Here is a 19,954-nt window from a genome sequence, read left to right as displayed (position 1 = left end):
CCACCGCATTTCGCCGCCTCCGACGACGACCACCCACCCCCGCGTCGCCGAACGCACCGAGACGAATGCGACCCGGGCGGGATACGGCGGGGAGACCGCGCGCTGCGCCGGTCACCGGTCGCCGCTCGTTACGCGGCGCGTCAGATTTCCGGGTGGGTTCTCGGCTCCTTTCGGTGGCGTGGGAGGCGGTGTGTCGTGAGTGGGCGGTCGTTGACGAGGTGCTCGGTCACGATCGCGGTCATCGTCGGCGGGTCCACGTGGCCGTACCAGACGTCGTCGGGCTGCACGGTGACCAATGGGGCCTGGTTGCAGGGGAATTGGCATCCCGTCTGGGTCACGAGGACGTCGTCGTCCCCGAGGCCGTGTTCCATGAGCCGCCGCGCCAGTGAGCGCAGGTTGTCGTCCGCGCCCTTGGCCGTGCAGCGAGGCCCGCGGCATACCAGGACCTGGTGTCGGTGGCCGGGGGCCTCCTCCCAGGCCGGGGAGGTCAGGCCGGGTTCCTCGCCGGTGATCGCCTTGACGGCCGCCGCGGCGGCGGTCACGGCGGCCGCGGAGTCGGCGAACCGCGTGGCGACGAGCACCTCGGGGCGATGGCCGGTGCGCTCCCGCCACCAATACGCCGCGATCCGCCGCAGCCAGGAGTGTCCCGGGCCGGTCGGCCCGAGGCGGACCCCGATCAGGACGACGGTCTCGATGCCCGCGTCGGCCAGTCTGGTCAACTCGGCCGACAGGGACGGCTCGCCCTGTTGCAGGAACGCCGTCGTGGCGCTCGACGGCGCGGCGGCCGCGAGCAGTTCGGTCCGGCGGTCGGCCTCCGTGACGGACATGCCGACCAGGACCGTCGCCCGACCCGAAGCGGGCTCCGCGGGGGCGCCGGCGCGGTCTTGGTTCATGACTCGATCCCCTCGGGAAGCAGGCCGTTCCATCGGATGTGCGGGCGGTGGTGCAGGGGGTGTCGCTCCACGGTCGCGTCGACGCCGTACACGTGCGCGATCGTGGCGGAGGTGAGTACCTCGGCGACGGGCCCGTGGGCCACCAGGCGGCCGTCGAGCAGCACCGCGACGTCGTGGCAGTAGGCGGCGGCCAGTTCGAGGTCGTGCAGGGCGGCGACGGTGGTGATGCCGAGTCCGCGCACGGTTTCGAGGAAGCCGAGTTGGTGACGCAGGTCGAGGTGGTTGGTGGGTTCGTCCAGCAGGAGTACTCCGGGTTCCTGCACCAGGGCGCGCGCGAGTTGCACACGTTGGCGCTCGCCGCCGGAGAGGGAGGACCAGGTCCGGTCGAGCAGTGCGTCGACGTCGGTGGCGGCGACGGCCTCGGCGAGCACGGACTGCTCGTGGGTGGTCGCCGGGCCGGGCAGTACCGGCCATCGACCGCGGTGCGGCGTGCGCCCCAGGTCGATGACCTGGCGGGCCGTCAGCGGCAGCGCGGTGTCGGCCTGCTGTTCCATGAAGGCCACCCGTCGCGCGCGGCGGCGGGCGGTGAGGGCGTACAGGTCGTCGCCGTCGAGCAGGACTCGGCCGGTCTGTGACCGGCGCAGTCCGGCCAGGGTCCGCAGCAGCGTCGTCTTGCCGGCGCCGTTGGGCCCGAGCAGGCCGGTCGTCCTGCCGGGGGCGAAGTCGAGCGTGACTTCCGTCAGCAGTGTGGCGGCGCCGACACGCGCACCGACGTTCTCGGCCCGCAGCCGCACCGGGTTCGCGACGATCACGGCCGGTCCCCCGCCACGCGCCCGGCTGCCTGGCGCCACAGCAGCCAGGCGAAGAACGGCGCTCCCAGTCCGGCGGTGACGACGCCGACGGGGATCTCCTGGTCCGGGAGCACCGAGCGCGCCACGATGTCGCTGCCCACGAGCAGCGACGCACCCACGAGTGCGGACATGGGCAGCAGCAGGGCATGGCGCGGGCCGCACACCAGGCGGACGACGTGGGGTACGACCAGACCGACGAATCCGATGACGCCGGTGTTGGCGACCAGGCACGCGGTCACCAGCGCGGCCGCGGCGACCAGGGCCCAGCGGGTGCGTTCGACGTGGACACCGACGGAACGGGCCGCGGTCTCGCCGAACGCGAACGCGTCGAGGTCCCGGGCGGCGGCGACCATGACCACCGTGCCGACGACGGCCACCGCGGTCAGGAAGACGGCGGTGTCCCACCGCACTCCGGCCACCGAACCCAGCGTCCACTCCATGACGCCGCGGGCGGCGTTGCGGTCGCCGAGGACGAGCACGACGAACGAGGTGTACGCGCCGCACAGCTGCCCGACCGCGATGCCGGCCAGCACGGTCCGCGAGGCCGGCAGAGTCCGGCTGTGTGCCCCGGCGAGGGTCAGTACGACGAGGACGGCGAGCAGGGCGCCGACGAAGGCCGCCGCCGGGAGTGCGCCGACGACCGCGGTGCCGGAGGCTCCGACGCCGAGGACGATCACGGTGACCGCGCCGACGGCGGCGCCGTTGGAGATGCCGAGCAGGTAGGGGTCGGCCAGGTCGTTGCCGGTCAGGGTCTGCAGCACCGCGCCGCACACCGCGAGTCCCGCGCCCGTCGCGGCGGCCCCCAGGACGCGCGGCAGCCGCAGCTGCCAGACGATCCGGTCGTCGAGCGGTGTGACGTCGGCGCCGCCGAGACCGAGCCGGCGCAGGACCACCTCCGCCACGACGTGCGGCGGTTCGTGGACGGATCCCACGGCGAGGCCGAGCAGGACGGTGAGCAGCAGCAGGACCACGGCGGCGGCCAGGGCCACCGCCGCACGACCGGCTCCCGCGTGTCGGGCGACGGGGCGATCGGTCACGGTCACGGACGCGGTGCCAGGCCGCTCAGGGCGGCCGAAACCCGGACGGCCCCGTCGGCGAGCTGCACGCCGGGGGTCGACTCGGAGAACGGCACGACCACGAACGCCCGATTTCGGACGGCCTTGAGCTTGCTCAGCACGGGGTCGTGTTCGAGGTAGTCGATCTTGGACTGTGCGGTGTCCCACCCGGCGTCCGCGACCACGATGGCGTCGGGGTCCGCCGCGACCACCTGCTCCCAACTCGCGTTCTTCCAGCCGCCGGGCAGCGTGTCGAAGACGTTGCGGGCGCCGACGGCGTCGAGCACGAGCTGGGGTCCGCCGTGGCCCGCGCCGACGTACGGGGTCTTCGTACCCGAGTCGTACCAGAGCACGTTCAGGCCCTTGCCCGCCGACTTGGCCGTGACGTCGGCAAGTTGCCGCTGCTGCGTGTCCCGGATGGCGGCGGCGCGCGGTGCGACACCGAACACCTGGGCAACGTCGCCCAGTTCGTCCCACACCGCCTGGAAGGACACCGCCGCCGGCTGCTTGCCGTCGGCGCAACCCAGCGGCGACAGGTAGGTGCCGATGCCCTGGGAGCCCAGTTCGTCCCGCGTGCCCGCCACCTTGTCGGTGAACGCGCTGGAGTAGGAGGCGTAGAGGAAATCCGGGCGCGCCGCGAGGAGTTTCTCCTTGGACGGGTACTTCTCGGAGAGCACCGGGACGGTGTCGTAGGCCGCCTTCCATTTGGCCGGGACCACGTCGTCGAGGTACGCCGTGCCGGCCATCCGGGTTTGCAGGTCGAGCGCCAGGGCGACTTCGGTGGCGCCCTGGTTGAGGGTGACCAGCCGGGCCGGCGGCGCGGTCACGGTGGTGGTGACGCCGCACCTGCTCACGCTCACCGGCGTCGGGTGGCCGCTCCCGGCCGCCGCGGCGGGCTTGTCGGGCTCGGGCGCACCCGTACACGCGCCGAGCGCGCCGACGAGCAGGAGCGCCACGGCGGCGAGGCCGGAGCGTGTGGAGCGCCCGGCACGCGGGGCGTGCGGGGGACGGATGAAACGTTCGGCGCGAAACGGGCGCGCGGAAGCGCGGAACACGTGTTCTCCAACCCTCGTGGAACATGTCGCGCCGTGGCCGGTCTCCTGGCTTCCGCATCGACGCTCCGCGGCCGGCCTTCCCGGTTGGCTCGTTCCCGATCCATCCAGTGACCCCGACCGCTTTGGGGCGGTCGGCGAGGGCCGCGGGGCTCCGCGGCTACAGTGGCGAGGGCCGCGCCGGCTTGAACCGGCTTCCCGTGCACCACGGCGGCCACAGGCTACCAAACCGCTCGTCGCGCCTGGTCGGCCCGCTCCGCCGCGCGGGTTCGGGGCGCCGTCCGAGCGACCTCCTACGCTGAGCGCTGCCGCGCCGCATCGGGTGAACGCGGCCGTCCCGGTGAGGAGTTGCGGTTCGTGATGTCGTGGGAGAGTTCGGCCGGGCTGCGTTCGGCGTTGTACGCCGCGTCTCGTCTCGTGCCCATCGCGGCGGGTGTCGCGTTGACGACGCGGCTGAGGACCGAGGTGTCGGAGGCGCTCGCCGCCGACCATGTGGCCCCGCCGGCACAGCTGATCGAGGCCGTGCTCGCGTCGGGTGACCACGCCCTGATGGCGCGACTCGCGGGCAACCGGCACCTGGACGAGGACACGGCCGTGCGGATGGCCGGCTACGGGGACCCGGACGTGGGCCTCGCGCTGTTGAGCCGGCGCTCGGACACGCGCGTGCACGAAGCGGTCTGGGCCGCGGCGGACCCCGCGTCGGCGGACTGGCACACGCGCCTCGTGGTGCCGCTCCTGAAGCACAACGGGACCCGGTTGTTGCGGTCGATGCTGCGCTCGCCCTTCCCCGACGCGGTCCGACACGCGATCTCGCGGCTCGCCCCGTATCTGCCCCCGTGGGTCGTCGTGGAGCGTGTCGTGGGCATCTGTGCCACGCACACCCGGCTCGCCGACACGCATACGGAACTTCGCGGGTTCGCGGAACTGTTCCACGACGAGGGCATGCACCACCCGGACCTGGCCGTGGTCTTCGGGGATGCCGCCCGGGCCGAGGACCCGACCGCCGTGTTGGCCGCCGCCCGAACGCGGCTCGACGGCCGGGACCGGCCGCGCGCGGACCACGACGCCTGGCTGGTCGGGCTCCGGCTCGACGATCGGGCCGACGCGCCGGCCGGCGGCGTCGACTGGGCGGCGATCCTGCGCGAGGACGACCGACTGCCCTACGACGCCGATGCCCGGATCGAGCTGACACGGCACGACGGCTGCCCCGAACGGCTCGTCTTCGCGACCGTTCGCGCCGGTGTCGCGTCGACGTTCGGCACGCGCACGCACTTCGAACAGCGCGTGGGCCCGGTACCGTTCGCCGCCCTACTGGCCCCGGAAACCCCCGACAACGACCATCACCTGGCCTACCTGCTCGCCTGGGGGATCGAGAACGATCGGTTCCCCTTCGACGAGGTTCTTCGCGCCGTCACCCCCGCGGGCGCGGTCGTGGCCGCGCTCGGCAACCTGTGTCCCCGCCGCGCGGACTCCGCCGTCGGCGACCCATCGGACCACACCGACGTCGATGATGACGACGACGACCGCGCCTTTGTCCGCAGCTATCGCGGCCCGGTACCCGACGCGCTGGCCCCGTCCGTCGCCCGGCTGATCGAACCGCTCGGCGACGACCCCGAGGCGTGGATCTCGCTGCACAAGCTGCTTCCCCGATTCCGCGGCACCTGCCACGAACTCGTCTCCGCCGCGGTGGCCCACGCCGCCGGCGAGCGCGCGAAGGGCACCCCGGTCACGTGGACCCGCGGCCTGGCCGCGCGCTTCCCCGCCGAGGCGCCCGAGGGCGCGCGCAAGCACCTCTACACCCTCCTCGCCGCCGCGCCCGACCACGTGCAGTGCGCCGTGATCCCCGCACTCGACCTGCGTGCCATCCAACACCTGAGCGTCTTCCACCCGCTCTCCGCGGCGGTCCGCGCGCACGTGTACGCCGTACGCGGCGTCGAAGCCGCCGTCGCGTGCGCCTCACGCTGGGACATGCCGGCCGACGTGGTGGAAGGGCTGCTCGATCTCGACGACCCGGAAGTCAATGCGAACCTCTACGACTTCGGCGGCATCGCACGACATGAACGCGTTCGCATCTGCGCGGGGCGACCGCGCGCCGGCGGGCACCGGCGCATCCCGATCAGCCCGGCCCTGGGGGACCTGCTCGCCCGCACCAGCCCATCCACTCGCCGCCACTGGCTGCTCGCCGCCATCGACTCGGGCGATCCGGTGCTCGTCCGGGTGATGCTGGGCCGCATGCGCCTGCACACCGAAGTGGGCCGGCTGCGGGTCGCGGTCGCGTTGTGGGAACGCCATGGCCCCGACGCGGTGTCCGCCTTGCTCGCCGAGACCCATTTTCCCGGCCGCCGCCCCGCCGCCAAGCACCCCTTTCCGGCGACGACACACCACCTGCTCCGTACCGCACTCGCGGCGCCCGAGGCCGGATCGGCGTCCATCCGCGAGACCCTTGCCGCCGCCCGGACTCCGGACGCCGCCGCCGAACACCTCCTGCGCGGCGGCAGGATCCAGGAGCGGCTGGAGCACTTCGAGGACGAGTACGACGTGGCCGTCCCCTGGGCCCGACTGATCGTCGCCGACGAGAAACAGCCGCTCTCGAAGGAGTCGTTGGCCGCCTTGGCCGCGCACCCCGACTGTCCGCCGCACCTCCTGACGGCCTACCTGGTCCGGTTCGGCATCGCGGACGGCGCGCGCGACCTCGACCGGTGGCCGGCCGACCTGGCGGCAGGCCACCTGCTCCCGGCCGATCTCCTCACCGCGAACGCCCCCGCCTCCCACGTCCTGGCCTTCGTCGGGGACACGCTCTCGGCGTTCACCGAGGAGTTCGCGCGCCTGGTCGACGAGGCCGGCCTCGACACCGCCGACCCCGGGCACTGGGCGGTGGTGCTCCGACTGGTCCCCGAGTTCACCGGCGCCCTTCCGGAACTCCTCGCCACCGCGGCCGCCGTCCTCCGCTGACGGGACATGCGTCGGCCGGCGGGTACGGTGCGTGGAATATCCGGTCTGGGTGGTGCCGTTGCCGGTGGCGGGGATAGTGGTGTGCCGTGCGGGATCGGCGACTGATAGTCCTTGGCGCGTGATCACTCCTTTTCAGGCGGCGTCCTTCCGTCGTTCCATACCCGTGACCGTGGCGCTGTTGTTGGCCGCCGGGTGTACCGGGGGCTCCGGTGACAGCGCGTCGAACGCCGCCGCCGGCAAGCCGGTTCCCACGCAGGTGACGACCGGAACGGCCGCGGCCACCCCGCCGCCGAAGCCCAAGGGAGCGGCCGACCCGGCGCTGCGCGCCTTCTACGAACAGAAGATTTCGTGGAAGGCGTGCACGGACGACCCGAAGACGAAGAAGAAGGACGAGAGGGAATTCCGGTGCGGGACCTTCAAGGTGCCGCTGGATTACACCGCTCCCGGCGGCAGGTCGCTGGACATCGCCGTCATGCAACACCCGGCCGCCAAGCCCGATCGGCGGATCGGCTCCCTCGTGTTGAATCCCGGCGGACCCGGGGGCTCGGGCCAGGACTTCGTCAAGTACGGGTTCGCCGACTTCGACGGCCCTCTGCACGACCGCTACGACATCCTCGGCTTCGACCCGCGCGGTGTGGCCGACAGCGCGCCCGTACGGTGCCTGGGCGACAAGGCCCGGGACGAGCGCAACGCCCGGGACTCGCCCCGCGATCCGGTCGAACGCAAGGCGGACGGCGAGCGCAGCGGCAAGGAGTTCTCCGCCGCGTGCCAGGCCGAGTCCGGCGAGTTGTTGCCGTTCGTGGGCACGCGCAACGCGGCTCGGGACATGGACGTCCTGCGCGCCGCGGTCGGTGACGACAAACTCGACTACCTGGGCGTGTCGTACGGCACCTACCTCGGGACCATGTATCTGGACGAGTTCCCCGACCGCGCCGGCCACATGGTCCTGGACGCGGTGGTGGACCCCGCGGCCGACAAGCTCGACGCGAGCATCGACCAGACCATCGGCTTCGAGCGCTCGTTCCGTGCGTTCGCCGCCGACTGCGCCGCCCGGGCGGGCTGTCCGCTCGGCGGCGACCCGGCCAAGGCCGCCGAGATCGGCGCGACCTTCCTCGACGCGTTGCAGGACAAGCCGCTGCGCACCGCCTACGACGGCCGCAAGCTGACCTCCTCCCTCGGCTGGACCGGCACCAACAGTCTGCTGTACGGCGACAAGGAAACCGCGTGGAAGTACCTGCGGGAAGCTCTCGCCCTGGCGATGAACAACAAGGACGGCAGCCACCTGCTGTTCTACGCGGACAACTACCTCGGCCGGGACGAGAAGGGCCACTACGACAACAGCTCGGACTCGCGCTCGGCGATACGCTGCGCCGACGGCGCCGCCCCGGCGCCCTCTCCCGAACGGATCCAACAGGTCCTGGCGAAGCTCAAGGCGGATGCCCCGTTGCTGTCCAAGGACGCCGTCGCATCGGACATCGAGGGCCCCGGCTGCGAGTTCTGGCCGTACAAGACTCCCGAGCAACCGCACGTGATCCGGGCCGAAGGCGCCGCGCCCGTCCTGGTGGTGGGCACGACCGGTGACCCGGCCACGCCGTACGCGGCATCCGAGAAGCTGGCCAAGGACCTCGCGCACGCGAGCCTGCTGACCCTCCAGGGCGAGGGTCACGGCGCGTTCGGCCGCAGCAAGTGCGTCGATGCGGCGGTGGCCGCCTACATCATCGAGGGCAGGCTGCCGGCCGCCGGCACGCGGTGCACCGACGGCAAGTAGCCGCCGACCGTTGCCCGTGGGCACACGACGCCGCCGACCCGGTGGGCGAGGATCCCCGAACGACCTTTGGAGCCGGTTCGAATCGCTACCGAAATCCTCGCCCCGAGGTCGTGTGTGCCGCCGGTTATCGCTCCCGGGCGTTCATGGCGTCGATCAGGGTCCGTGGGCGCATGTCGGTCCAGGTGTGTTCGACGTGGTCGAGACAGGTTTGCCGGTCGGCCTCGGGGTGGGTCACCGTCCAGCCGGCGGGTACGTCGAGGGTCGCGGGCCACAGGGAGTGCTGGTTCTCGTCGTTGACCAGGACCAGGTAGGTGGCGTCGTTGTCCTCGAAGGGGTTGGTCGGGTGGCTCATGTCGGCTCCCTGAGGAGGGTCGGCGGTCCGGCCGGACCGGCTGCGGGGTGAGGGGTGCCGGGGCCCTTTGTCGAGTCGGACGCGCTGATCCGGTCGAGGTGGGCCGCGAGGGTGGGGCCGATCCGGGCGAGAGCGTCCGGATGCGTCAGGGCGTTGTGTCGCGCCGGGATCTCGTGAACCTCGATGCGGCCGCCGACGTGCGGGTCCCAGGACGCGGGTTCGGGCGTGTGTGGGTCGCGGTCGGCGCACGCCTTGAACAGCAGCATGTCGCCGTCGAAGACGCCGGGGGTGAACGCGTGGGCCGCCGCCGCATTGTGATCCAGTACGGCCGCGACCGTCGCGAGTTGACGCGGTCGCAGGGCGGCCAGGATGTGTTCTCGTTCGCGCAGCGCCCGGGCGAGCGCGTCGTAGGTGATCCGGTGTGGGGCGAAGGCGTCCGGGTCGCAGTCGAGCACGAGGGCCAGGTGCTCCGCTCCCCCGCGCCGGGTCGACGGGTGGGGGGAGATCGTGTGCAGGGGGTAGGCGTCGAGCACGGCCAGCAGCGCCGTGTGTTCGCCGTGCGCGGCCAGTTCGGTGGCCATGGCGTGCGCGATCAGTCCGCCGGCGGACCAGCCGAGCAGCCGGTAGGGGCCCCGCGGCTGGATCCTGCGGATCTCCTCCAGGTAGTCGGCGGCCATCTCCTCGATCGAAGCGGGCGCCGGTGCGGACCGGCTCAGGGCGCGGGCCTGGAGGGCGTACACGGGTTGATGCGGGGGCAGGTGGCGCAACAGCCCGCCGTAGGACCAGCCGATACCGCCCGCGGGATGCACGCACCACAGCGGGGGCCGGGTTCCGTGCGGGCGCAGCGGCAGTACCACCTCCAGGGCGCCGCCGGGTCGATCCGTCCCCGATCGTGCGGCCAGGCCGGCGGGGGTGGGTGTCTCGAAGAGGGAGCCGAGTGCGATGTCGATGCCCAGGACGTCGCGGATCCGGGAGATGAGGCGGGTGGCGAGGAGGGAGTGGCCGCCGAGGTCGAAGAAGGAGTCGTCGGCCCCGACGGCGGGCAGGTCCAACACCTCGGCGAACAGTTCGGTGAGGACACGTTCGTGCGGGGTGCGTGGGGTCGTGTGGCTGTCGTCCCCGGTGTTCGGTCGATGTTCGGGGTCGGGTAGCGCGGTGCGGTCGGGTTTGCCGTTGGGGGTCAGCGGCATGCTCTCGAGGAGGACGAACGCCGAGGGGACCATGTAGTCGGGCAGGTGTTGTCGGCTGTACGCGCGCAGTTGCGCGGGAGTCGCGGCGGGCTCGCCGGGGGTGGGGACGAGGTGGGCGGTGAGGTGTTTGTCGCCGTGGCGCCTCTCGCGGACGACGACCGCGGCCTGGGCCACTGCCGGGTGCGCGGTGAGGACGGCTTCGATCTCGCCGGGCTCGATGCGGAAACCGCGGATCTTGACCTGCTGGTCGACCCGACCGGCGAACTCCAGGCCCGTGCCGTCGGCGCGCAGGCGGGCGAGGTCGCCGGTGCGGTACATCCGTTCCCCGGGCGGGCCGAACGGGCACGCCACGAACCGCTCGGCGGTCGTGGCCGGCCGGTTGAGGTAGCCGCGGGCGACACCTGGGCCGGCCAGGTACAACTCGCCCGTCGTGCCGGGCGGCAACGGGTCGAGCGCGGGGCCCAGGACCCAGGCCCGCATCCCCGGCATGGGCCGGCCCAGCGGCAGCGGACGATCGGTGGCGACCGCGGGGCCGACCCGGTGGTGGGTGGCGAACGTCGTCGTCTCGGTGGGGCCGTAGACGTGCACCACCTCCGTGCCGGGACATGCCTGCCGCACCCGGGCGACCGCGGAGGGGGAGACCACGTCGCCCCCGGTCCACACCTCGCGCACACCTGCCAGGCAGTGCGGTTGTTGCTCCGCGATCAGGTGGAAGAGTCCGCAGGTGAGGAACACGGCGGTCACCGCGTGGCGATCCAGGACGCGGTGGAGCGCGTCGGGATCGAGGGGGCCGGGTGGGGCCGGGACGACGGCGCCGCCGTTGAGCAGGGGTGTCCACAGTTCGTAGGTGGAGGCGTCGAACGCGGTGGGCGAGTGGGCCAGGACGCGCTCGTGGGCGCCGCCGCGCCACGTGGGGGCCAGTGCCAGCGCGGCCACGTCGTGGTGGGTCACGGCGATGCCCTTGGGTTCACCGGTCGACCCGGAGGTGAACATCACGTAGGCGAGTTGGCGGGGGTGGCAGACGATGTCCGGGGCGGCGGCGCCGTGGTGGTGTCGGTCGAGCGTGGCCAGCGTTTCGGGGGTCAGCAGCAGCGACGCGTCGGTGTGGCGCATGATCAGGTCGATGCGGGAGGAGGGGAACCGCGGGTCCAGCGGCACGTACGCGGCCCCGGCCTTGACGATCGCCAGCAGGGCCGCGACCAGGTCGAGGGAGCGTTCCAGCAGGACCGCCACCGTGTGCTCGGGTCGTACGCCCCGGTCGACGAGGGCGTGTGCGAGCCGGTTCGCGCGCTCGTCCAGTTCGCGGTATGTCACGGTCGTGGCGTCGGCGATCACGGCCGGCGCGTCCGGGGCGGCCCGCACCCGCTCGGCGAACAGTTCGGGCAGCGCGGCCCACGGCACGGGAGCGTCGAGCGTCTCGGGCCGGTCGGTGCCGGAGCGCAGCGTGCGCCGTTCGATCGGGGAGAGCAGGTCGATGCGGCCGACGGGTGTGTCGGGGTGGGTGGCGGCGGCCCGCAACAGGCGGATCCATCGTGTGGTCAGTACCTCGATCGTGGACCGGTCGAAGAGGTCGGTGGCGTACTCGATCAGGCCGCTCACCCCGGCGGGGCCGGCGTGCGGGCTGTACCGCTCCTCCAGCACGAACGCGAGGTCGACCCGGGCGGTTTCGGTGCCCAGGGGCACGGCGGTGGTGTGCAGTCCCGGGAGCGCGAGGTCCTGCGCCGGGGCGGGGTGGAGGCCGAGCATCACCTGGAACAGCGGGTGCCGGGACAACGACCGGGCGGGGTTGAGTTCTTCCACCAGTTGTTCGAACGGCAGGTCCTGGTGGGCGTAGGCGGCCAGGGCGTTGTCGCGGACGCGGACCAGGAGTTCGGCGAAGGTGGGATCGCCGGAGGTGTCGGCGCGCAGGACGAGGGTGTTGACGAAGAACCCGACGAGGTCGTCGAGGGCCTGGTCGGTGCGTCCGGCGATGGGACTGCCGATCGGGATGTCGGTGCCCGCGCCCAGCCGGGTGAACAGGGCGGCGAGCCCGGCGTGCAGGACCATGAACAGGCTCGCGCCGTGGCGTCTGCCCAACTCGGTCAGGGCCGCGTGCAGCTCGGCGTCGAGCGCGACGGCGAGGTGCTCGCCCCTGTGGGTGGCGGTCGCGGGGCGGGGGCGGTCGCACGGTAGTGGCAGCTGATCGGGCAGGCCGTGCAGGGCGTGTTTCCAGTGGGCGAGTTGGCGGGCGGCGAGACTGCCGGGGCGGGTCGGGTCGCCGAGCAGGTCGCGTTGCCACAGGGTGTAGTCGGCGTATTGGACCGGCAGCGGGTCCCATGCGGGTTCATCGTCGCGGGCCCGCGCGGTGTAGGCGTGGGTGAGGTCGCGCGCGAGCGGGCCCGTCGACCAGCCGTCGCCCGCGATGTGGTGTACGAGCAGCAACAGCACATGCTCATCCGGTCCGACGATGAACAGCTCCGCGCGCAGCGGCGGTTCGACGGCGAGGTCGAAGGAGTATCGGGCGGCGGCGACGAGCCGCTCGCGCAGTTCGCTCTCGTCGAGTCGGGTGACGGGCAGGCGCAGGGATCGGCGGATGCACGCCGGGTCCAGCACCTGCTGGTGGGGCTGCCCGTCTCCCGACGCGGGAAAGATCGTACGCAGGCTCTCGTGTCGGACCGCGACGTCGGCGAGCGCGGCGTGCAGGGCCGGTCGGTCCAGGCGGCCGGTCAGGCGCACCGCGAAGGGGATGTTGTAGGTGGGGCTGGGGCCTTCGAGACGGTAGAGGAACCACAACCGGCGCTGGGCGAAGGACAGCGGCAGGTTCCGGGGGCGTTCCCGGCGGCCCAGGGCGGGACGCCGGACGGGGCTTGCACCGTGCAGTCGCCCCGCCAGGTCGGCCGGGGTGGGGGCCTCGAAGAGTGTGCGCAGTTCCACGTCGGTGTCGAGGGCGGCGCGGATGCGGGAGGTGAGTCGGGTCGCCAGGAGGGAGTGGCCGCCGAGGTCGAAGAAGTTGTCGTCGGGGGACACGTGCGCGAGGTCGAGGGTTTCGGCGAACAGTTCGCACAGCAGGCGTTCCTGCGGGGTGCGGGGCGCTCGCGGGTGTTCGTCGGCGGGGCGGGGTTCGGGGGCGGGGAGCGCACGGCGGTCGAGGGTGCCGTGCGCGGTGAGGGGCAGGGCGTCCACGCTCGTGAACGTCGAGGGGATCACACCTTCGGCCAGGTGTTGTCGTGCGTACGCCGTCAACTCTGCGGCGGAGGCGGTGCGGCCGGTGGCGGGGATCAGGTACGCGACCAGGTGCGCGCCGCCGTGCCGATCGTCGCGGATGACGACGGCGGCCCGATCCACGTCCGGGTGGGCCGCCAGGACGGTTTCGATCCTGCCCGGGTCGATCGGGACACCGCGGAACTCGACCCGGTCGTCGGCGCGACCGCGAAAGTCCAGCCCGTCCTCGTCCGAGCGCCATGTCGCGAGGTCGCCGGTGCGGTACATACGTTCGCCCGGCGGGCCCCACGGGCAGGCAACGAACCGTTCGGCGGTGGCGCCGGGCAGGCCCCGATAGCCGCGAGCCAGTCCCGCTCCGGCGAGGTACAACTCCCCCGTCACGCCCGGCGGTACCGGCCGCAGGGCGTCGTCCAGCACGTAGGCCCGCATGCCCGCCACGGGCCGGCCGAGGCCGATCGGCGCCACCGGCCCGGTGGGGGCGAGCGGGGCACTCATCGTCGCCCACGCGGTGGTCTCGGGCGCACCGTAGGCGTGGATCACGCGCCGCCCGGGCGCCCACCGGTCCCCCGGGCGTGCCTCGCCGGCGACGACCAGCCGGGCCACGGGGCCGTCGATCGCGGACGGCGGCACGGTGGTGTGCGTCGGCCGCGACGGCGGTTCGGCCGGCGTGTCCGGCGGGTCGGCGACGGCGCATGACGATTCGGCGAGCGCCGACGGCGCATCGGCCTCCGGGTCGATCACCAGCGCGGCACCGGCCGCCAGGGCCGCGCACACGTCCCGGACCAGCACGTCGACGGCGCGGGAGAGCACCACGCGGCTGCCCGTGCCGAGCCCGAGCGTTTCGGCCTGGACGGCGGCCATGTGGGCGATGCCGGCGTGCGTGACGGTCACTCCCCCGGGGCGGCCGGGGTCGCCGAAGGCGTGCAGGACGCAGGCGCCGTGCCGGGGGTCGACGGCGATGCCCGGGTCGGTGTCCGGGCGTTCCTCCCCCGGGGCCGGGACCTGGTCCGGGTCGTCGAGGACGAGAGCGGGGCAGGCGCCGTCGAGCATCGCCCGGACCTCGGCGGTCGGGCGGTCGGGATCGACGGGCAGGAAGGCCGCGCCCGCCTTGAGCGTGCCCAGGATCGCGACCACGAGGTCGATCGAGCGGGGCAGCACGAGGGCGACGACGTCCTCGGGGCCGATGCCGCGGGCGATCAGGGCGTGTGCGAGCCGGTTCGCCCGGGCGTTCAGCTCCCGATGGCTCGGCCGGCTTTCGCCGGCGATCAGCGCGACCGCGTCCGGTGTCCGTGCCACCCGTGCCGCGAACAGCTCCGGCACCGACCGCCACGGAGTCGCGGGGGCGGCCCGGTCGAACTCCGGGAGCACTCGTCGGCGTTCGTGCGTCGACATGATCTCCGCCCGGCCGATCGGCCGGTCCGGGTCGGCCGCCACCGACGCCAGCAGGCGGGTCCACCGGTTTGTCAGCGTCTCGATGCCGGCGCCGTCGAACACGTCGGTGGCGTATTCGGCGGTGCCCACGATCCCGTTCGGGGCGCCGTCGGGGGTGTGTCGTTCGGTGAGGTCGAGGGTCAGGTCCACACGCGCGGTGCCGGTGGGTGTCGGTTGCCCGCTCACCCGCAGGCCGGGCAACTCGATCGTGGCGTCGGGGGTGTTCTGCAGGGCGAGCATCACCTGGAACAGGGGGTGGTGCGCGAGTGAGCGGGTCGGGCTCAGCTCTTCCACCAGGCGTTCGAAGGGCAGATCCTGGTGTGCGTAGGCGGCCAGGTTGGTGTCGCGGACACGGGTGAGGAGTTCGGCGAAGGACGGGTCGCCGCCGGTGTCGGTGCGCAGGACCAGCGTGTTGACGAAGAATCCGACGAGGTCGTCGAGGGCCTCGTCGGTGCGGCCGGCGATCGGGGTGCCGATGGGGATGTCGTGTCCGGCGCCGAGGCGGGTGAACAGGGCGGCGAGACCCGCCTGCAGGACCATGTGCAGACTGGCTCCGCGGGCCCGGGCGAGATCGAGCAGGGCGGCGTGGAGGTCGGCGCCCAGCGTGAGGTCGACGGTGGCGCCGCGGTGGGTGGCCACCGCGGGCCGGGGTCGGTCGGTGGGCAGCGCGAGTTGCTCGGGCAGGCCGGCCAGCGCCCCTCTCCAGTAGGCGAGTTGGCGCGCGGCCGGGCTTTCGGGATCCGCCGGATCCCCCAGGAGGTCGCGCTGCCACAGGGTGTAGTCGGCGTACTGCACCGGCAGCGGTGTCCAGCCGGGCGCCTCGCCGCCGCACCGTGCGCGGTAGGCCGTCGACAGGTCCCGTGCCAGCGGGCCGATCGACCAGCCGTCGCCGGCGATGTGGTGTACCACCAGCGACAGCACGTGCTCGTCGGGGGCCAGGGCGAACAGTTCGGCACGCACCGGGGGTTCGATCGTCAGGTCGAAACCGCGACGCGCCGCCGACGCCGACCGGTCGGCGAGTTCCCGTTCGTCGACCACCGTCACGGGCAGGGCCAGGTGCCGACGGATTTGCGTCTCGTCCAAAACCCGCTGACAGGGCAGTCCGTCCTCGAACACGGGGAAGACGGTGCGCAGGCTCTCCTGCCGCAGGGCCACATCCACCAGGGCCTGTTCCAGTGCCGCCGCGTCGAGTTCCCCGGACAGATGCAGTGCGAGGGCCATGTTGTAGGTGGCCGTGGGGCCGTGCATGCGGTGGAGGAACCACAGCCGGCGCTGGGCGTGGGACAGCGGCAACGGCGTCGGACGGTGCCGTGGGCGCAGCACGGGCCGGGTGCGTCCCGCGGGGTCGAGCCGGGCGGCCAGAGCGGCCGGGGTGGGTGCCTCGAACAGGGTGCGGATCCCCACCTCGATGCCCAGCACCGCGCGCAGGCGGGAGATGAGGCGGGTGGCGAGCAGGGAGTGTCCGCCGAGGTCGAAGAAGGAATCGTCGGCGCCGACCCGGGGCAGGTCGAGGATCTCGGCGAACAACTCGCCTAGGACCTGTTCGTGGGGGGTACGCGCGGCCCGGCCCGCCTCGCCGGAGGGCTGCTCGGGAGCCGGGAGCGCGGCCGTGTCCAGCTTGCCGTTCACCGTCAGGGGAAGCGCGTCCAGCGTCACGAACACCGACGGGACCATGTGGTCGGGCAGGTGCCGCCGCGCGTGCTCGCGCAGTTCCGCGGCCGTCGCGCCACTGGGGCCGGGAACGATGTAGGCGACCAGGCGCCGGTCCCCGGGCCGGTCTCCCCGCGCGGCGACCGCGACCCGGGCCACCGACGGATGGCCCGCCAGGACGGTTTCCACCTCGCCGGGTTCGATCCGGAAGCCGCGGATCTTGATCTGCCGGTCGGCGCGGCCGAGGTAGACCAGCGCGCCGTCGGCACGCCGGCGCACCAGGTCCCCGGTGCGGTACATCCGCTCGCCCGGGGTCGTGTACGGGCAGGCGACGAAACGTTCGGCGGTGAGGCCGGGCCGGTTCAGGTAGCCGCGGGCCAGTCCCTCGCCGGCGAGGTACAACTCGCCGGGCACCCCCGGGGGTACCGGCCGCAGGGCGGTGTCGAGGACGAAGGCGCGCACGTCGGGCAGGACGGTGCCGATCACGCTGGCTCCCGCCGCTGCGGCGGTGGCCCGGTCGAACGCGGCGTGGGTGACGTACATCGTGGTCTCGGTGGGGCCGTACAGGTTGAGCACCGCCGCCCCGTCGCCGTGGCGGCCGTACCAGTCCTCCAGACGGGCGGGATCCAGCGCCTCGCCGACGAGGGTCACCGTGCGCAGCGAGAGCGCCTGCCCGAGCTGCGGCGCTTCGCGGTCGGCGTGCATCAGGGGATGGAACGCGGACGGGGTCTGGCACAGCACCGTCACGCGCTCGTCGACCAGCAGGCGCAGGAACTTCTCCGGGGAGCGGGTGGTGTCGTGGGGGACGACGACCAGACGCCCGCCGTGCAGCAGCGCGCCGAAGATCTCCCAGACCGAGACGTCGAAGGTATAGGAGTGGAACATCGTCCACACGTCGTCGGCCCCGCACGCCAAGTGGCCCCGGGTCATGGCGAACAGCCGCACCATGTTGCGGTGCGAGACCACCACGCCCTTGGGCCGGCCGGTCGAACCCGACGTGTGGATGACATAGGCCGGATGCCGGGGATCGATGGTGACGAGCGGGTCCGAATTGGGGAGATCGCGCAGCAGCGCCACGGTCGAGGGGGCGTCCAGGAGCAGCGAATCCGTGCCGGGAGCGGGGTCGATCGCGGCGTGGATCGCGCGGTGGGTGAGCAGCAGGGCCGCGCCGGTGTCGGCGAGCGTGTCGCTCAGTCGTGCGGCGGGGCAGCCGGGTTCGATGGGCAGATACGCGGCACCGGCCTTGAGGACCGCGAGGATCGTGGTCACCGTCTCGACGCCGCGCGGCAGTACGAGGGCGACGATGTCCTCGGGGCCGATGCCGCGGGCGATCAGGGCGTGCGCGAGGCGGTTTGCCTCGGCGTTCAGCTGCCCGTAGGTCAGTATTTCTTCCCCGCACACCACGGCGACGGCCTGCGGGGCGGTGCGGGCGTGTACTTCGAACAGCTCGGGCACGACGGTTCGCACGGCGTCGGTAGGCGCCGGCTCGCGGCGGGCCGTCGACTCGTGACGCTCCTCGTCGGACAGCAGTTCGAGATCGCCGACGCGCCGTTCGGGATCGGCCGCGGCCATGTCGTCGAGCAGGCGCAGCAGCCGTGTCTGGTGGTCCACCAGGTCCGCGTCGCCATACCGGTCCGCAGGGGCGTGCAGTTCGCATCGCATGCCGGCGCCGTCGCGTTGTTCCAGGACCACCAGTGTCGGGCCGGCGACGCCTCCCCGGGAGAGGTTGTGCATCGTGGAGCGGTGTCCGGCGAACGTGAGGGAGGCACCGAACGTCATGACGTTGACGGTCATGGTGAACCGGGAGCCGACGGGGTCGGGTAGGCCGAGATCGCGGGTGATGTCCTCGCCGCGGTAGCGCTCGTGCGCCACCGCCTGCTCCACCGCGGCATCGACGCTCGCGAGCAACTCCGCGAGTGACATGGCCGGATGCACCCGCAGGCGCAGCGGCACGATGTTGGCCAGTGCGCCCGGGATGTTGAGCAGGTCGCGCCGCATGCGCCCGGAGACGACGAAGCCGAGGAGCACGTCGCGCGCGCCGGTCAGCCGGTGCGCGTACGCCGCCGCGGCGGCGACGGCGTAGCGCGAGCGCTGTGTCCCGCTCCGCTCGCTCGCCGCGCGCAACGCTTCCGGGGATGCCATCGGGCGCGCCCGGGTCCGGCGACCGGCACCGGGAAACCACTGGCCGTCCTCCGCGCCGTCGTCGGTGTGCGCGAGGTCCGGTCGGGCGGGCAGCGGGGCGGGGTCGGGCAGGTCGGCGAGCACGTTCGTCCAGTACGCGCGGTCGGCGTCGAACTGCTCGGAGGTCCGGTAGTCCAGGTCGGCTCGCACCAGATGCGCCGGCGACCCGAACGGGGAGGCCCCGGGGGCTTTTCCGGCGACCAGGGCCGTGTACACCCGCGCGACCCGGCGCGCGACGAGGGCGAAGCCGAAGCCGTCCGTCATCAGGTGGTGACCGCTGCCGTACCACCACCAGCGGTCCGTTCCCAGCCGGAACAACGCGAACCGGAACAGCGGGCCACGGGAGAGGTCCATGGGGGTGTCCATGTCCGCCGCCACCCACGCCCGTACCGCCGCCTCCGGGCAGGCTTCACCGCCGACGTCCACGTGCGGAAGCGACCACTGCCGGTCCGTGTCCACGACCTGCATCGGGCCGTCGCCGCCTTCGACGACGCGCACGCCCAGGGCCTCGGCCTCCGACACGGCTTGGCGCAGCGCGGCCTCGAACAGCGCGGCGTCTACCGGGCCGTGGATCTCCACGCACTCCGCGACGCGGTAGGCCGCGCCCTTACCCGGGCAACGCTGCTCCGCGAGCCAGAACTCCCGTTGCGCGGACGTCAGCGGCAGCGTGCGCGAGGCGTCCTCCGCGCGGCCCTCGTCAGGGCTCGAACCAGGCGCCGGGTCGGGACTGGAGGCGGTCGTGGCGCCGGGACTGGACAACGGAAACCTCCGGGAGGGGATGGTTCGGGCGGCGGATGAGGGACCACGGACACCGGGTCGGCCGGTACGGCACCGCCCGGGCGGTCACTTCCGAAGGGGCGTGGGCGGGCACCGGAACAGCGGTCGCCGGGTTCGCTGTTCGCGTGGCGGGGCCCGGCCCGGGGCCGCCGAGCATGCCTTCGCGTCGATCGCCGACTCGACGCGGCATTTCTCCGAACATACGAAAAATCAACCATTCGGTTAGTCGAATGGGCAAGAACAAAACACCACACAACACGAAAGAGTGAACGCCACTGGACCGCTCGGCGGGCTGCGAAAACGTCCCGGCAGACCCCGGCTGGAGGGAGGTCCGCACGGTCCTCGGATCGGTGTCGTCGGGGACCCGACCGATCGTCGCCAGGGACAAGCATCGGGGCCGAAGCGCGAACTCGTCACACCGGCCGACAACTGCACCCCCACGGGGCGGCTTCGTCGGGTGAACCGCGGTCGGCCTTGCCAAGAGGCCGTTCCAGGATCCGAACGGCGAGTTCCGAACCGACCGAACTGCACGTGGACATCGCGATCTACAGCACACCGTGCCTGTTCGCCGCGCACAGTGTGTCGGACCCATCCGGTGAAG

Annotated in this window: 8 protein-coding genes and 1 riboswitch; of the genes, 2 read left to right on the top strand and 6 right to left on the bottom strand. The window is 72.9% G+C overall.

From position 1 onward, the window contains the following. Nucleotides 1–140: 140 nt before the first annotated feature. Genes ACWGR4_RS03470 through ACWGR4_RS03455 form a run of 4 tightly spaced genes read right to left on the bottom strand, consistent with a single transcriptional unit; the run spans nucleotide 141 to nucleotide 3,854 of the window. Nucleotides 141–893: a (2Fe-2S) ferredoxin domain-containing protein gene (locus ACWGR4_RS03470; RefSeq protein ID WP_452128169.1), complete on the bottom strand. Its 753-nt coding sequence runs from the start codon at nucleotides 891–893 to the stop codon at nucleotides 141–143. Beyond that, on the bottom strand, nucleotides 890–1,705 hold the full coding sequence (locus ACWGR4_RS03465) for an ABC transporter ATP-binding protein (RefSeq protein ID WP_452128170.1): 816 nt from the start codon (nucleotides 1,703–1,705) through the stop codon (nucleotides 890–892). The genes ACWGR4_RS03470 and ACWGR4_RS03465 overlap by 4 nt, the downstream gene beginning before the upstream one ends. Next, nucleotides 1,702–2,787, bottom strand: a complete 1,086-nt coding sequence (locus ACWGR4_RS03460; RefSeq protein WP_452128171.1) for a FecCD family ABC transporter permease — start codon at nucleotides 2,785–2,787, stop codon at nucleotides 1,702–1,704. Before ACWGR4_RS03460 ends, ACWGR4_RS03465 begins: the two co-directional genes overlap by 4 nt. Beyond that, entirely contained in the window at nucleotides 2,784–3,854 is a 1,071-nt protein-coding gene (locus ACWGR4_RS03455; RefSeq protein WP_452128172.1) for an ABC transporter substrate-binding protein, read from the bottom strand. Before ACWGR4_RS03455 ends, ACWGR4_RS03460 begins: the two co-directional genes overlap by 4 nt. Before the next feature lie 18 nt (nucleotides 3,855–3,872). Beyond that, nucleotides 3,873–4,076: riboswitch (cobalamin riboswitch) on the bottom strand. 132 nt (nucleotides 4,077–4,208) lie between these two features. Between ACWGR4_RS03455 and ACWGR4_RS03450 the strand changes: the two genes are divergently transcribed. Beyond that, complete coding sequence (locus ACWGR4_RS03450) at nucleotides 4,209–6,803, top strand: hypothetical protein (RefSeq protein WP_452128173.1); 2,595 nt, start codon at nucleotides 4,209–4,211, stop codon at nucleotides 6,801–6,803. A gap of 118 nt (nucleotides 6,804–6,921) precedes the next feature. After that, on the top strand, nucleotides 6,922–8,571 hold the full coding sequence (locus tag ACWGR4_RS03445) for an alpha/beta hydrolase (protein ID WP_452128174.1): 1,650 nt from the start codon (nucleotides 6,922–6,924) through the stop codon (nucleotides 8,569–8,571). Between the two features lie 124 nt (nucleotides 8,572–8,695). Here ACWGR4_RS03445 and ACWGR4_RS03440 read toward each other — a convergent pair whose 3' ends face one another. Further along, nucleotides 8,696–8,923, bottom strand: coding sequence for an MbtH family protein (locus ACWGR4_RS03440; protein WP_380006767.1), 228 nt, complete (start codon nucleotides 8,921–8,923; stop codon nucleotides 8,696–8,698). Beyond that, complete coding sequence (locus tag ACWGR4_RS03435; RefSeq protein WP_452128175.1) at nucleotides 8,920–19,335, bottom strand: amino acid adenylation domain-containing protein; 10,416 nt, start codon at nucleotides 19,333–19,335, stop codon at nucleotides 8,920–8,922. Before ACWGR4_RS03435 ends, ACWGR4_RS03440 begins: the two co-directional genes overlap by 4 nt. Between the last annotated feature and the right edge of the window lie 619 nt (nucleotides 19,336–19,954).

The organism is Embleya sp. NPDC055664, assembly GCF_053618075.1.
The sequence above is the reverse complement of the archived record's forward strand: the minus strand, read 5'-3'. Positions and strand labels throughout refer to the sequence as shown.